This is a genomic window from Paraferrimonas haliotis (genome assembly GCF_002282895.1).
Lineage (GTDB): Bacteria > Pseudomonadota > Gammaproteobacteria > Enterobacterales > Shewanellaceae > Paraferrimonas > Paraferrimonas haliotis.
Genome location: NZ_NRRB01000002.1, coordinates 512743 through 528112 on the forward strand (window position 1 = coordinate 512743; position 15370 = coordinate 528112).

Consider the following 15370-nt stretch of genomic DNA (forward strand, 5'->3'; position numbering starts at 1 on the left):
AAAAACATTTCCGAGATTATAAACGAGTTAGCGGCGTTTATGGCCACGCTTTTTGGCTTTGCTCAAGTTTTCTTGATATTTCTGTTGCTGTTCAGGGGTCAACACTTGGTAGATGTCGTGTTGCATCGCCACCAGTTGCACCATGGTATCAATGCGTTTCGCTTGATTACCGCGGATAACATCGCGAACCGCTTGCTCATCAAAACTATCAGCACTAATGAATTGCAGCATTTGCTCATGGGAGTTTTCCGGCGATGCTTGGCGATCAGCCTTGAGTTGCTCTTTATAGCGCTCGCTAATGGCGCTGATTTCTTGCTTCTGTGACTCGCTTAAGCCAAGTCCTCGCAACATGCGCTTCATGCCATGCATGCTGTGACCGCCTTTGCGATCCATACTCACCTGAGCATTAGCCTGCTCTGTCTGGGCATGAGTGATGGGCACTAACAACAAAGACGTGGATAGAGCGATGGCACTTACTAACTGGTTTACTTTTTTCATAATGACCTCAATCAAAGGATAACAACCTAACAGGGTTTTCATAGTAACCTTGGCAACGTAAAGCAGAGGAATGCCAGCGTAAAACTTTGTAAAGCCATGGCCAACACGGGTAAAGTAACCGTTATCATAGTCACCATAATGAGTCACCACAATTAGTCACCACAGTGAGCATTCAACAAGAGGCCTTTGCTAATGGCGCACATTCTAGTTATCGACGACGATAAGGGTTTATCGGAACTGTTAGCCGAACTTTTGCAGTTGGAAGGGTTTGAAGTCAGCAGTGCCGGCGATGGTCAGAGCGGTCTCGAGTTGGCGTTAGCACAAGACTTTGACGCAATTTTGCTGGACGTTATGATGCCGCAATTAAACGGCTTCGAAGCGCTCAAACAACTGCGCATCCACAAGCAAACGCCAGTTCTGATGCTCACCGCAAAAGGTGACCCCATCGACAAGGTGTTAGGACTCGAAATTGGTGCCGATGATTATTTAGCGAAACCTTTTAACGAGCATGAGCTAATTGCTCGAGTTAAAGCGTTATTGCGCCGCTCCCAACTCACTCAACAACCCAACCAGAGCGTGAGCGACCAAGACATAGAGCTGTTTCTTGGACGCCAAGAAGCCCACTGTCAGGGACAGTTGTTGGAATTGACCGATACCGAATTTGGCATGTTAGCACTGCTCATCGACAACAAGGCTCAGCTAGTAACGAAAGAGCAATTGAGCTTAGAGGTGTTAGGCAAACGCCTAATGCCGTTTGACCGCAGCATCGATATGCATCTGTCTAATTTGCGTAAAAAGCTGCCTCCCCGCAGCGACGACAGACCGCGCATAAAAACCATTCGAGGCAAAGGTTATCTATGGCTGGACTAACTCTGACCCGACTGGTGCCCAACAACTTGTTTGCTAAGCTGATTTTGTGCTTTTGGCTCATCAGTGGGCTCACCATTGGCTCGGTGCTGTTAGTACAGCAATTAGTGGAGCCCAACCCGCTACAAAGTATCTCGCCGATGGAGCAACAAGTATTAGATAGAGTGGCTCAGCGCATTCAATCTCTGCCCGCTGGCCGTATTGGTGAGCGACGCTTTAATCGGGAATTCGACAACCATCAACGCCGCCCCGGTGAACCCAGGCTAATACTGTTAAACCAGCAAGGTGAGTCGGTAACTGGGCAAAAAGTACCGCGTACGGTTCGCCATTATCTGCTGATTCGCGAAGACCAAGAACTTAAGCAAGCTTTCAGCTACCAATTTCGCCACGAGCGCGTTTTTGGGCCGCAATTAATCGAGCTTGGGGATCGTCAATTGCAGCTATACGGTCGAGTTAAAGTAACCGCACAAAAGCCTTGGTTACACCGACTGCTGGAGCAAAAGTGGCTGATGCTGGCGTTGGCACTGGTGTTATCCGGGGTCATATATGGCGCACTGGCGTGGCACCTAAGCCGCGGCATTCGCTCTCTACAACGCAGCGCCAAATGCATAGCCAACGGCGATTTATCGCAGCGCACCGCTAGAGATGTTAGCGAGCGAGGCGATGAAATTGGCCAATTGGCGCAAGCGTTTGACCAAATGGGCGAGGCGGTTCAGTCGATGTTAGACAATCAACGACGACTAATGAGCGACATTTCCCATGAGCTGAGAACCCCGCTTACGCGGCTGCAATTGGCGTTGGCCATTGCCAACAAAAAGGGCCAAGACAGCAAAGAGCTTAACCGCATGGGCTACGAAGCCCAGCAAATTGAAGCCATGATCCAAGAGTTATTAGAGCTATCTCGGGCCAATGTCAGTGCCACCGAATCTCGCCAAACCTTAGACATTAATCAGGTACTGGCGCCGATATTCAGCGACGCCCAATTTGAAGCCTCACAGCATGATATTCAATTAGCTACCCAGCTCATCGACGTCCCGTCGATGCTGCTTGAGCCTAAGCTTATCGGTCGCGCGGTGGAAAACGTACTGCGCAATGCCATTCGCTACGCCAAATCAAAAGTGAGCGTGCAGCAGCGTATCGAGCAAAACACACTTATCATTAGCATTAAAGACGACGGCCCGGGTATCGATGACGACCAGCTCAGCCAAATTTTTCGGCCATTCTACCGCCCCAATGAAGCTCGGGATCGCGACAGCGGCGGTGCAGGACTAGGCTTAGCCATTAGCGCCGCAGCCATCACAGGCCACGGCGGCAGCATTGACGCGAGCAACCGCGAACAAGGCGGGTTATTAGTATGTATTCGCTTACCGATAAAAGGGCAATAATTCTCTTATTGACTTTTAGCCGTCTAGACGGCTAAAATGCTCAGCGTTGTTTAAGCTGTGAAAAGGATTGCCCAACATGCCAAACGCCCACGCTAACGTCCAACCTTGCTGTGTTGCTTGCGGCACCGACGCGGCCACCAGTAAATGCATTGCTGCCGCCCCTGGCGGGGTGTCGTTTGTTGAGCGCAGCCAACGCGCCGTGGATGGCGAGTTGCCAAATCATGCCATTATTTTTGACCACTACATTAACAACCAAGCCGATTTGCTTAATGCCATACCTTTAATGACAAAGCAGCTACAAGCCGGTGCAAGCATACAAATTAATCGTACATTTGATAACACCATTGCGCTGGTGAAGTATGCCAAAGCACCGCTAACGGATCTTGGTAAAGCTCTGCAATCTTGGTTATGCCAAGCACAATCCCAGCGCCCTTGGGTGTGCGCTCGTTGCGCAGGTTACGTGTGTCGCTATTGCGGCGATTTGCTTAACTACACCCCAGGCGCCGATTCCCTTAGCTCTGATGGTCGGCTTTGGCATACCCCTATTTTTCCCATTGCGCCTCAATGTAACCCTAATGGTTGCCCGCAACGCCCAAGCGACGCAGAAGCGGACATTCACATGGAGGAGAAAGATGGGATCCTCCACTTTACGCTGAAACCTTAGTGAATACCGGATAACTTTATCGCTATAATAGCGCCATTATTAAGCGACCCATGAGCGTGTCATGTTTCACATTGCCCTTTACGAACCGGAAATTGCACCTAATACAGGCAACATCATTCGCTTGTGCGCCAACAACGGCTGTCAGCTGCATTTAATTGAACCGTTAGGATTTGATTTAGAAGAGAAAAAACTACGTCGTGCGGGGCTGGATTACGGCGACTTAGCGCGGGTGCATCGCTACCCGAACTACCAAGCGTTTAGCCAAGCCATGGCGGGCAAGCGCATTTTCGCCTGCACCACCAAAGGCTCGCGGCCGCACTCAGAGCTGAACTACCAAGCCGACGATGTGCTGCTGTTTGGCCCTGAAACCCGCGGTTTGCCCGATGAAATCCTAAACGCGGTAGCGCCTAGCCAAAAACTGCGCATTCCCATGATGGCGTCAAGTCGCAGCTTAAACCTCAGCAACGCGGTGGCCATTATTAGCTACGAAGCTTGGCGTCAAATCGGCTATCAAGGTGCTTAATCGGCGGCCATAATGGCCAGAAGCGCATCCATGTCGAGGTTAGCCTCGAAGGCGCGGGCCAATCGCTCCAGCTCAGCTTGTTGCTGCTCGGCGCTGCTTGGCTGTAAATCGGTGTCGGCACCCGCCCATGCCAACAAGGCTTGCAGCGTTTTAGGTTGGTCAAATAGGCCGTGCACATAACTGGCAAGCACTTGCCCATCGTCGCTTAATGCGCCTGCCGCGCAGCCTTCAATAACAAAAGGCTGATGTTCACTGACGCGGCTTATGCCAGCATGGATTTCGTAACCCTCAACCTCTGTTTTTATGCCATTTAATTGCAAGTGACCACTTACTTTTTTCAAACGTTTGTGGGGCTTAAGCTCGCTATCAAGATTCAGATAACCCAAGCCGTCACTCTCCCCGGCTTGCCCTTCTATGCCCAAGGGATCGGCAATGCGCTGCCCTAACATTTGCAAACCACCGCACACGCCCATGACCTTGCCGCCATAACGCAAATGCCGCGCAATTTGCTTGTCCCAACCCCAGCGCCGTAATGCTGCTAAATCCGCGCGCACGCTTTTAGAGCCGGGAATAATGATCAGATCCGCCGCGGGCAACGACTGCTCGGGAGCGCCGTATATAAGCTCCACTTGCGGGTGCAGCCGTAAACTGTCGAAGTCGGTGTGATTACTAATGCGAGGCAGCACAGGCACCACAACCCGCAACCGTGCCTGTTGCAATACTTGCTCGGTGTCAATGGCGTCTTCCGCCGCCAGTTGCAGTCCTTGCACGTAGGGAATAACCCCAAGTACCGGCACCCCAGTTTGCTCGGTTAGCCAACGTAAGCCCGACTCCAGCAAGCTAATGTCGCCACGAAAGCGGTTAATAATAAAGCCTTTCACCAACGCTTGCTCGTCGTCAGACAGCAGCTGGTATGTACCCAGCAGCGAGGCGAACACCCCGCCCTTGTCAATGTCAGCCACAATCACCACTGGGCATTTGGCCGGTAACGCGAACCCCATATTGGCGATGTCGCGGTCGCGCAAATTAATTTCAGCGGGACTGCCGGCTCCTTCCACCAACACCACTTGATTCAAGGACTGCAATTTGTCAAAGCTTTGCAGTACTTTGTCCAACAGCATGGGCTTGTGCTGGTGATAGTAGTGCGCCTCCATGTTGGCCACCACCTTGCCATGGACAATCACCTGAGCACCGGTGTCAGAGTTGGGCTTTAGCAGTACAGGATTCATATCAACCGTTGGCTCGACCCTCGCCGCCAGCGCTTGCAAAGCTTGGGCACGGCCAATTTCGCCACCGTCGTTGGTAACGGCGCTGTTAAGCGCCATGTTTTGCGGTTTAAAAGGGGCAACGCGATAACCACGATTGGCTAGAATACGGGCAAGTGCTGTCACCGTAATGCTTTTACCGGCATCACTGGTGGTGCCCTGAACCATGAGTTTCATCGTTGCCACCTTTATTGGTTAATTGCCGTTAAAACTGATAGTTCACGGTAACATAGAACTCGCGCCCCGGGCTGTTAAAGCCAGAGGCCGACACCAGCTTTTCATCCAATAAATTGGTGAGCTTAACTCGAGTCGCGAGCGATTGAGTCACTTGATAGCCCGCGGATAATCCAAGGTTATGGTAGCTGTCCATATCCGCAGTAAACGCGCTGCCGCTGCGCTTACCTTGGTAGTGATAATCGAATTGAGCATCAAAAGCTTGCCACTGATAGCCAATGCGATAATCCAACTCATGACGGCTGCGGCCGGTTAGCGGCATGGCATCGCCGTCTTTGGCGTCCAAATAGTGATAGCTTAGCTGTTGAAACAACGCATCCCATTGATGACTGATAGAGGCTTCCGCACCTTTTAAGGTGGCGTTAGCAACGTTGGCCGGCTTCCAAATGGCCCAGCCATTGTCATCAACCTCGCCTGTAGGTGCCCACTCAATCAGATCATCCACATCGGTGTTATAAACGCTGACATAACCGCTAAAATCGCCGAAACTGCCGTGCAGCGATAGGTCGTAACTGCGTGAACGTTCCGACTTCAAATCTGGATTTCCCAGAGATGGGTAATATAAATCGTTAAAGCTTGGTGCCTTAAAGCCGGTGCCATAGGTGGCAACCACTCGCCAATTGGCGTTAAAGCGATATCCCGCGCTCAGGTTGTAGGTGGTTTCGCTGTCGACCTTGTCCACTTTGTCGTAGCGCAGCGCCGCTTCTGCGGAAAAACCATCGACATCGACACTGTAAAGGCCATAGCCACCGAACAAGTCGCGGCTGTCTACGGCAAAATCTCCCTTAACGGATTCGTTTTGCCAGTCTAGGCCCGCCACAATTCGGCTGTTGCTAGAAAGCACGTATTGGTTAGAAAAGCTCACTTGATTACGGTCGGTTTGAAACAAATCCTTATTGTCTTTGCTTTCTTGGCGATAGTTCTCATTGTTATCCCGCGCTTGTCCCACGGTTAGCTGAGATTGCAAACGCTCGCCTTGATAAGCGCCGCCAAGGCTCCAAAAGTAATTGGCATAATCGGTTTCATTGGCAAACGGCGCACCGCTATCAAATTCGAAAGAACCCTTATTGTATTGCCCCAGCCAATTGGCTTGCCATTGCTGGCTCAGTTGCTGGGTACCGCTGATGCCAATGCCGCCACGCTTAAAACCGTCGTCATCGGTTTCGCTGTCGGCTTTGACATCAAAGCCATCGCCTTTATCGTAACTGAGATTAATGCCGGTATGACCGTCACCGTGGCTGACGCCATAACCACCGCTCAAACGGCCGTAGGCGTTAGAACCGCCCTCGGCGGTGACATAGCCCTCGCCACCGTCGAGCTTACGGGTAAAGATTTGAATGACACCGCCAATGGCGTCACTGCCCCATACTGCAGCTCTGGGCCCTTTAACCACCTCGACTCGCTCAATTTGTTCGGGCATTAAGGCGCCAAAGTTCACTAGCCCCAAGGTGGCGGAGCTGACTCGTAAGCCATCCACCAGCACCAAGGTATTGTTAGAGTTTGCACCACGGATACTCACGGTTGCCGCTTGTGCCGGACCGCCATTGCGGATCACACTCACCGCCGGCAAGGTTTCTAAAATATCCACCACAGACTTGGGATTAAAGCGTTCAATGTCGCTTCGTTCAATCACATTAATAACTTGAAATTGCTGCTCTGGAGCGCCGCCAAAGCGATCGCCGGTCACTACAATGACTTCGTCAATTTGTTGCTCTGCTTGCACAGCAAACGCGGCCGTAACAGCAACCGCTGCTAGGCTGAGACGCATTTTAAAACACATAGTAATTATTCCTTGTTCGTGTTTAAAACGCGGGAGAAAACCATCAAATGTTCACGGTCAAGCTCTTCATGAGCTCAACACGATTATCTGAATGATCAAGTATACCCGCTTGTAATCAGATTTATGTACACAAGGTAGGTCTCCTGGCTCACAGCTTCTAGAAACGCCCCTTCCCGACGTTAGTCAGTGGGCTTTGCGCTTCGCTCTGCTTACAGTTGCAGGTACAGCTGAGGATTTTCACCTCATTCCCTGTTATGCCCGATTAAAGGCACCTTGCGTTGGGGAGTATAAGGTAAACAAGCCGTAAAAGCAGCACGACTATCGTTTATTGACTATTCAAACTTCTAAAGTTCTACAATTTCGGTTGGCAAAAATTCGCGCCAATAATGCGAAACAGATGATAGGCAAAACTATCGGCACCAAAATATTAGCTAAAACCCCGACATTTATACTAAGGCTTTGCTCACTACTCAAAAGTGTGAGACCTCTGAGAGCTAAAATATTCAGCATAAACAGAAAGATATATGGATAAACAACGTTACTATAGTAGACGACTAGCGCGGCTAACAATGACGGGAAAAGTAGCAATATATTGAGTGAAAAGACGTTTCTAATCACCGAAGAAGTTTCAGAATAGGCTGCTTTAAGGAAATTAAACTCCTGTATGACAGGAGCGATATAGGTAAATGCCAAGTCTACTGACATAAAATACGCCAACTGCACCAAAATAAACAAGACGAGAACTTTTGTGCATTTCATGATTTGTAATCTCATCAGTGAGGCTCCTTATTTATAATTTGGTCACAAACGATATCGTTCCCTTGCACAATAGCCGCTCGTTAACCTGTGTTTATGAGTCTTTTTCGAGAAAGGAACAGCACTGCGATAGCCAGCACCGCCAGTGCATACAGCATTTGCCAACCCAGCCCCCAAGCCAGCGCAAAACAAGGCAGCAACCCCAGCCAGGCAAGCCTGCGAAAACGGCGCCCCAGTAGCCGTGTCGCGGCCAGCATACTGGCGCCATAGATGAGCACAAACACGCCGTTAGACCAGCTTATTAAGTCGTGCAGCGATTGGTTTGATAAATACGCGAACAGCAACACCAGCCCATTTACGCTTAACAATAGGGTTAACGCCAACATGGGCACCCCGTAGCGGTTTTTACGCGCCAAAACGGTTGGCAAAATACCTTGTTCGGCAAAACTGGCCATTAACCGAGAGGTGCTGGCCGCGTATACGTTGACCGTGGCCAAGCCGCTGGCGCTGCCCAGTACGCCAATCACCAGCGCGCCATAACCACCAAAGAGTCGGTCAAACGCCACCACCATGGCCAAGCCGTCGCCGGGCTTAATGTCGATAAGCAAGTAACAGCAGCACAAGTACAGTACGCCCACCAGCAACACCCCAAGGCTCATGGCGGGCAGCATGTCTCGCTTAGGATCCTTAAACTCCTTCGACAAATGAGTCATGGCTTCAATGCCCAAGAAAGACCAAAACGCCACACCCGCCGCTTGCAGCATCGGCGATAAATTGCGCCATTCTATATCATGAGAGGTGACTTGCGGCAAAGGCGTTGCCGACAAGGCCAACAACATCGTCACCACCACAGCAACAATGGCTAACGTCAGAGCAAATTGAAGCTTGGCGGAAATCTGTAAGCCTTTGCGATTCAAAAGCCACAGGCTCAGCAGCGCAAGTCCTTGGCCAACGAGCAAACCAATGCCCGACAACGGAATGACCGAAGTAACAAACTCAAAGGTCATTAACAGCGCCGCCGGCGCACCAATGGGAACCACCAATAAAAAGATGAGGCCGATGCTGCGACCGGCGTTCAGGCCAAAGGCCTTTTCAACGAAATAGGCAGGGCCGGCCGCATGGGGCAGCACCCCAGATAAGCGACCAAACACCAGGGCTACTGGCAGCATCATTGCCGTGAGCAGCGCCCACGCCAACAGTGCTTGCTGTTGAGCAATGGCAATGGTCATTTGCGGCAGTATGAAGACTCCGGTGCCAAGCAAGGTGGTGGCCATAAGGCCCGCCCCTTGCCAGCGTCCAATTCCATTTGCAGAAGATGACATCAGTGGTTAGCGAAAGGTCCCGCGGATCGGATAGTGATTATCTGGGTTTTTAATCCAAGCAATGCCGTTAACCAAGGCTTCAAGCTCGGGACGCACGAATGGGTTATTGGAGATATCCACCACATGCAAGTTGCCGTCTTGATTCACCACAAACAAGCCCGGCTCGGCAAAGGGGTGATCCGTCTCTTGCTCGGAGCGAGGGTGGGAAACGTACAGCCCCAAGTGCTGCATTTGGGCAATATTAAGGCCGTAACCCAATGGGAAATTAACCTCTAAACGAGAACTGTGCTCCGCCAATTGCTCTTTGCTGTCGCCAGAAACCGCAATAATATCAACGCCCAACTCTAATAAGCGTTCACGGTAAGTTTCAACTTGATTGAGATACTTGGTGCATAACGGACAATGACGACCGCGGTAGACCACGATAAGACGCCAAGGGGTTTCACGAGAAGGATCCGCCAGCTCTAACGGTTGATCATCGCCGGTGAGTGCTACCAGTTGTGGAAAGTCATCACCAGGATGCAGTTTTTGAGAAAACATAGAAGCTCCGCTTTGTAGGAAATTCGACAACATGCGGCCAACGTGGCCACAACGACCTATCAGTTACTATGCATGATACGACTTTTTGGCTTTTAGTGCACAAAATAAATGGCCAAATTAAGGCGGACTTTAGCCACAGTCCGCCGTCTATTTACTCGACTAACGAGCAAAGCCCGAGGTGGCAATAGATACCTCAGTGACTTCGCCGTAACTCTTGGCCAAGTCGCGTATGTCATCCGCTTTGCCTATCAATACAAATTGATAGTTGTCCTTAGGGAAGTACTTAGCAATCAGCTGATTGGCGTTCTCAAGGGTGAGCGCATTCACCTTGGCTTCAAAGTCGTTAATGTAGCCTTCGTCGTAACCGTATAAATACATATTCGCCAAGAAGGCGCCTCGCTGAGCCGCCGTTTCATAGCGCGGTGGGAATTGCCCTTTAACATAAGCTTTGGCTGAGTCCAGCGTGGCTTGATCTAAACCTTTGCTCCATAACCTTTGATAGGTTGATAGCGCCAAATCGATGGCCTCTTTGGTGGTGGCGGTTGCAGTGAAGGTGCTGATGCGAAAAACACCACTTTCACCATTGCTCACAAAGGCTGAGCGGGCACCATAAGTAAGCCCGGAATTCACTCGAAGTTCATCATTTAGCCAAGACGTGAAGCGCCCGCCCAACACGGTATTAATAACGCTCAGCCCAACAGAGTCTGGGTTGTCTTTAGCAACACCCACCCCACCAATCAAAAACGTAGTTTCCCGTGCGTCCGGTTTATCCACCAACAGCACTTGATTGCTGTTCAGGGTTTTTAAGCCTCCGCTTAACTCAGGCTGATTAATGTCGGCCTCATTTTTCCAACTGCCAAACAATTGGGTAATTTGCGCCAGCATGGTGTTGCTATCAAAGTCTCCCGTGACCACGATGGCACTGTTTTGCGGCTGATAGAATCCTTGATGGAACGCTCGCAGAAGAGAAACGTTAATGTCATCAATGCGATTCACTTCCCCAGCGATGGCGTTGCCGTAGGGGTGCTGACCGTACATGCTGGCCATAAAATATTGATTAATAACAGCTCTTGGGCTCTCTTTAGCTTGCTGCAATGCCGCTTTTTTGCGGTTTTTCGCTTTTTCAAACTCTTGCGCATCGAAACTTGGATCGATCACCATGTCGGCAATAATGGGTAAAATTAGGGCGTCATTTTGCTTAAGAAAGCTGGATTCAACCACAGTCCCCTCAAGGCCGGCATAGGCATCAATACTGGCTCCGACAAAATCTACCGCTTGTTCGATGTCCTGTTTTGAACGCTCACCGGCACCAAAACTTAACGATGCAGCCGTCATATCAGCCAGTCCCGGGTTAGTATCATTAACCGCGCCGGCGCGAATGACCGCTTTCACGTTCACAAGGGGTACTTCAGCGTCGGGCATCAGGTACACGGTAAGGCCGTTATCCAGCCTAGTTTGTTGATAAGCCGGTAGGCTAAAGCCTTTGCTTGTGCTGGCTGTGGATTGCAGATTGCTGGGTGGGTTGGTGTCCTGACTGGCGCACCCACTCATAACAACCAGCGCGCTGGCAAGTATTGCAACGATGCTTTTCATTAGTCTCTGTCCTCTTGAGCCGCCAATATTCCTACGGTGCGATTAGCCTTTTTCAAATATACTTGAGCCACCCGCTGAATATCGGCCGGTGTTACTTTGGCGTACTGCTCCGGCGCGTCGAACAGTTTGTTAAAATCGCCAAAGTAAAGTTCGTAACTACCGACGGTATTAGCTTTACCGTTTATCGTGCTTATGCTTTGATAGAAGCCCATTAGCTTCATATTTTTAGCTTTTTCTAACTCTTGCTGGGTGACACCTTCGTCAGCTACCCGCTTCACTTCAGCTATCATGGCGTCTCGTAGTGTGGTGGGGGCCACGCCAGGTGCTGCAATGCCTATGATGTTGAACAAATTAGGGTCCAAGCTTTTCGGCATGTAGCTGTCTACCTGCACCGCCTGCTGCTGTTCAACCAGACCTTGATGTAAACGAGAGCTGTTACCTTGGGTCAATATGGTCTGCAACAAATCTAAGGCATAGAAATCTTGATTGGAGGTGGCCGGTACATGATAAGACATCATCACCCAAGGCAGGGTTACCGACGGCTTTTGCACATAGACCGTGCGCTCACCTTGTTGTAAAGGCTCCACCGTGCGCACCTCTCGTGGTGGCGTTTGCGCTGGAATTGGCTCAAAGTATTGCTTGGCTAAGCGCTTCACTTGCGCCTCGGTGACCGCGCCGGCTATCACCACCACCGCATTATTCGGCGCATAATAAGTTTTGTGATAATCCTTTAAATCTTGCAAGGTCCAAGCGGCAATATCCGACTCGTGGCCAATCACAGGCCAGCTGTAGGGGTGGGCTAAAAAGGCGGTGCCTAATACCTGAGAATACAAGGCTCTAAAGTTAGAATTTTCAAGGCCGGTAGAACGCTCAGAGGTGACTACGCCACGCTCGCTTTCGACCATATCTGGGTCAATGTCTAAATACTGAATGCGATCCGCTTCTAGCTTAAAAATGGTTTCAATGGCATCGGCAGGAAACCAGTTGGTGTAAACGGTGAGATCAGAGGTGGTGTAAGCGTTGTTGGCACCACCGGCGGCTTCCATGGTGCGATCAAACATCTTGGGGCCGTAATTCTTAGAGCCATTAAACATCATGTGCTCAAAGAAATGGCTTAACCCAGTAATGCCAGGATACTCATTGCGCGATCCCACTTTCCAGAAGGTATACATGTTGGCGTTGGGGATGGAGTCATCCTCAATCACCATGATTTTCATACCATTTTCCAGGGTAAAAGTTTTGACTTGCTTGGCGGTAATCGCCTGAGCCTGACCTACCAGCGCAAAGCTTAGCAAAGCAGCCCACAGTAAAGACTTCATAATAGACTTCCAATATCGACAAGATTCACGCTTCATAACAATAGAAAAGTGGTTGGAAATCAAGCGAAAAGCACTGACTAAATTGTAACTAGGCTATTCACCTTTGCTGGGATAGCGTTGCTTTACTTGATGAGGCATGGCCGCCATTTGCCGGTCAATAAAATAATCGAACAAGTGCAGTAACGGTTTTGGGTCGCTGCCATCCAATTCGTTCAGAGCATACGCGGTGGCCTCGAGCGTAGAGAGGGCATTGGCCGAAGCCGCTTTACGGATCCGATATTGGCCATCGATGCCAGATAATCGCAATTGAGGGTATTGGGCTAACCAAGGGTTGGATTGCCAAATTTTGTAAGCCTTTTTCCAAGTCGCATCGATGACCAGCAATAAGGTTCTTTGGCCACCGTCCCGGCTTGACTGAGCAATGGCGACACTGTCATCACTGGGATACAGCAGCATAATTTGACCTTCAAAGTCGGCCAAATAGCGTCGAGCTTGCTCAAAGTCCTGCGCCTGCTCGCCAACAAACAACTGCATGTTATTTAGCGCCAACGAAAGCAAGCGAGCCGTCCCCTTAGCCACTTTGACTTCGCTTGGGTGTTGCAGTACCACCACCTGAATGGCGTTATTTACCTGAGTGAGTGCACCGCAGACACAGGTAAAAGTAGGATAGTGGCAACGACTGCAACAGGGTCTCGACATAACTTTTAATACTTTTGGTTAAAATACTTCTTGGTTTATGATGGCTATACTGAACTTTCGTAGAGCTAGCGATTCCAATAATCAGTAACTAGCATTCAGCCCACATTAGTCCACTTTGGAGCAGTACACCATGGTTGCAAGCTTTCTAAGCCGCATGAAGCAAGGCCACTTTCAATTTCAACGACGTGGTTTGCCTAAGTTTGTCGCGATTGCGGTAACCTTTATGCTGATATTAGGCTTCTTAGTGCTGTTACCTTTGTTACTGCTGTTAGGCCTGATTGGCTTGATACTGACACTGGTCATGGGCAAATCGGTGACAAAACAGCATCAAAAGATGTGGAACCATTACCACGACCTCAGCGTTTTTCCTGGGGCGACCAATCGCCGCCGTTATCACACGCCCAACAGCAATGGCGATGAATACTCTGGTAGAACCTTTGAGCATCAACCAGACAGCAATAATAGCAAGGCTGCCGATTAACCTTAGCCGCGGCTTAATCCCTTCAACGCTAGCTGTAACTGCTCATCCGCTTGATCTTGCGCCAACAACTGCTGAATGTGATTGGCGTATTCTTGCTTCAATGCGGTGATAGAGGCTAATCGGCTGGCGTCATCTTGGCTACGATGCTCCGCTTCTAATAACCAAGCGCAAGCTTTGACAAAATCCACGTCACCAAACGCGCCATTGGCCAAACCAAGGGATAACTCCAACATGGCGGTAACTGAGTGCCCGTATCGAATCACTTCCCTTAAATAGCGCTCCGCCAACTCTTTATCATGGCCAAGATCATCACTGGAAAGCATATGCTGAGCTCGGGCCAGCATGGCATCAAAATGCCCTTGCTCAGCAGCCTCCGCCAGCCAACGTTCGCCGGCTTGCGCATCCGCATCGCAGCCATCGCCATTCACCAGCATTAAATACAGATTGTATTGGCCTTGGGGGTAGCCCGCTTGCGCCGCTTGTTCGGTGTATTGAAACGCTTTTTCTAGATTGCTCGCGGCGTGCCCGCTTTGGTAATACAGCACTCCTAAATTGGCCATGGCTTCCGGTTGGCCGGATTCGGCGGCCTTCGACAGGTAGCGCTGGGCTTCAGTCAAATCGATGTCGACCGCGTCATTACCGGTGAGCAAGAAAAAACCGTAAAGCGCCATGGCCTCGGAGTGCTCGCTTTGAGCTGCTTGCTTTATGAGCTCGCAACCTTTGCTTAGCTGTGTCTCGCCTAGGTAGCCGTTTATTAGCGCCACGCCATACTCATGTTTGGCCGCCACTAAGTGCGTATGCGCAAGTTCGAAATAGTGACCGGCTTGCTTTAAAGTGGACGAGGAAGCTTGATGCTCCACCACATTCTCTTTGGCAAGCTCTGCGCGGCTGAATTCTTGTTTACGTTGCTCCAGTGCTTTGGTTTTGAGGCTTAACCCCACCAACAGCTGCGACTCTGGATGATTTTCCATAATTGCTTTGTAGCAAATCTCTCTTCCGGCTAGCGAATCAAAGTCCACGAATTGATAGTCCGGAACCGGCTGTTTCAACAATACCGGATACAGTTCAGCCAACAGTTGAGCGCAGCGCTCCACCGAGCGTTCGGCAATCTTAACCAGATCATCGAACGCCAAACGATACTTCTCTGGATGGGCGCCGCGGTTACCATCGGCGCGAATTTTGTGCATGCGACGAGTCAGCCGTACATTTATGAGTCGCTGGTTATTAAGCTCTTCGATGCGATCATACAAATTTGGCGTGGTAATGGCCTTACCCAGTGCGGAAGCAATCTTGTCGGTCAGCTTGAATAATAAACTGCGTAAATGGAGCAAAGACTGCGTAGGCACATCGCGCACATAAGATTTGGCAACCCGATAATCGTCTTGCAGCTCAGGTACTATGGCTTGTACCAATTGCTTGTCGGTTATCGGATTTGCCATTGTCA

Annotated in this window: 15 protein-coding genes and 1 riboswitch; of the genes, 5 read left to right on the forward strand and 10 right to left on the reverse strand. The window is 50.3% G+C overall.

The window, feature by feature from the left end; translation table 11 throughout:
- Positions 1-27: 27 nt before the first annotated feature.
- Positions 28-648, reverse strand: a complete 621-nt coding sequence (locus tag CLC91_RS06230; RefSeq protein WP_095497673.1) for a Spy/CpxP family protein refolding chaperone — start codon at positions 646-648, stop codon at positions 28-30.
- 42 nt (positions 649-690) lie between these two features.
- Here CLC91_RS06230 and CLC91_RS06235 point away from each other — a divergent pair, with 42 nt between their 5' ends.
- The 4 genes from CLC91_RS06235 to CLC91_RS06250 all read left to right on the forward strand — a co-directional run bounded on the left by CLC91_RS06235 (position 691) and on the right by CLC91_RS06250 (position 3937).
- Entirely contained in the window at positions 691-1368 is a 678-nt protein-coding gene (locus tag CLC91_RS06235) for a response regulator (RefSeq protein WP_095497672.1), read from the forward strand.
- Entirely contained in the window at positions 1356-2750 is a 1395-nt protein-coding gene (locus CLC91_RS06240; RefSeq protein WP_095497671.1) for an ATP-binding protein, read from the forward strand. Before CLC91_RS06235 ends, CLC91_RS06240 begins: the two co-directional genes overlap by 13 nt.
- A 76-nt stretch (positions 2751-2826) precedes the next feature.
- Entirely contained in the window at positions 2827-3414 is a 588-nt protein-coding gene (locus tag CLC91_RS06245) for a hypothetical protein (protein WP_095497670.1), read from the forward strand.
- 61 nt (positions 3415-3475) lie between these two features.
- Positions 3476-3937: a tRNA (cytidine(34)-2'-O)-methyltransferase gene (locus CLC91_RS06250; RefSeq protein ID WP_095497669.1), complete on the forward strand. Its 462-nt coding sequence runs from the start codon at positions 3476-3478 to the stop codon at positions 3935-3937.
- Here CLC91_RS06250 and CLC91_RS06255 read toward each other — a convergent pair.
- The 8 genes from CLC91_RS06255 to CLC91_RS06290 all read right to left on the reverse strand — a co-directional run bounded on the left by CLC91_RS06255 (position 3934) and on the right by CLC91_RS06290 (position 13445).
- A complete protein-coding gene (locus CLC91_RS06255; RefSeq protein WP_198950909.1) occupies positions 3934-5379 on the reverse strand; it encodes a cobyric acid synthase in 1446 nt (481 codons plus the stop codon). The genes CLC91_RS06250 and CLC91_RS06255 overlap by 4 nt on opposite strands.
- A gap of 28 nt (positions 5380-5407) precedes the next feature.
- The gene (locus CLC91_RS06260; protein ID WP_095497668.1) at positions 5408-7216 is read right to left on the reverse strand and encodes a TonB-dependent receptor domain-containing protein; all 1809 of its coding nucleotides are present in this window, start codon (positions 7214-7216) and stop codon (positions 5408-5410) included.
- A 116-nt stretch (positions 7217-7332) separates the two neighbouring features.
- Positions 7333-7507: riboswitch (cobalamin riboswitch) on the reverse strand.
- 45 nt (positions 7508-7552) lie between these two features.
- Positions 7553-7990, reverse strand: a complete 438-nt coding sequence (locus CLC91_RS06265; protein ID WP_095497667.1) for a hypothetical protein — start codon at positions 7988-7990, stop codon at positions 7553-7555.
- A gap of 65 nt (positions 7991-8055) precedes the next feature.
- Entirely contained in the window at positions 8056-9294 is a 1239-nt protein-coding gene (gene yjeH, locus CLC91_RS06270; protein ID WP_095497666.1) for an L-methionine/branched-chain amino acid transporter, read from the reverse strand.
- A gap of 6 nt (positions 9295-9300) precedes the next feature.
- Entirely contained in the window at positions 9301-9834 is a 534-nt protein-coding gene (locus CLC91_RS06275; RefSeq protein ID WP_095497665.1) for a redoxin domain-containing protein, read from the reverse strand.
- Positions 9835-9993: 159 nt separating this feature from the next.
- Positions 9994-11427: a M16 family metallopeptidase gene (locus tag CLC91_RS06280; protein ID WP_095497664.1), complete on the reverse strand. Its 1434-nt coding sequence runs from the start codon at positions 11425-11427 to the stop codon at positions 9994-9996.
- Complete coding sequence (locus CLC91_RS06285; protein WP_095497663.1) at positions 11427-12746, reverse strand: M16 family metallopeptidase; 1320 nt, start codon at positions 12744-12746, stop codon at positions 11427-11429. Before CLC91_RS06285 ends, CLC91_RS06280 begins: the two co-directional genes overlap by 1 nt.
- A gap of 93 nt (positions 12747-12839) precedes the next feature.
- Positions 12840-13445: a tRNA-uridine aminocarboxypropyltransferase gene (locus CLC91_RS06290; RefSeq protein ID WP_095497662.1), complete on the reverse strand. Its 606-nt coding sequence runs from the start codon at positions 13443-13445 to the stop codon at positions 12840-12842.
- Positions 13446-13575: 130 nt separating this feature from the next.
- Here CLC91_RS06290 and CLC91_RS06295 point away from each other — a divergent pair, with 130 nt between their 5' ends.
- Entirely contained in the window at positions 13576-13926 is a 351-nt protein-coding gene (locus tag CLC91_RS06295; RefSeq protein ID WP_095497661.1) for a hypothetical protein, read from the forward strand.
- A 2-nt stretch (positions 13927-13928) separates the two neighbouring features.
- Here the strand turns inward: CLC91_RS06295 and CLC91_RS06300 are convergent, their stop codons facing one another.
- Positions 13929-15365, reverse strand: coding sequence for a DUF4145 domain-containing protein (locus CLC91_RS06300; protein WP_095497660.1), 1437 nt, complete (start codon positions 15363-15365; stop codon positions 13929-13931).
- Between the last annotated feature and the right edge of the window lie 5 nt (positions 15366-15370).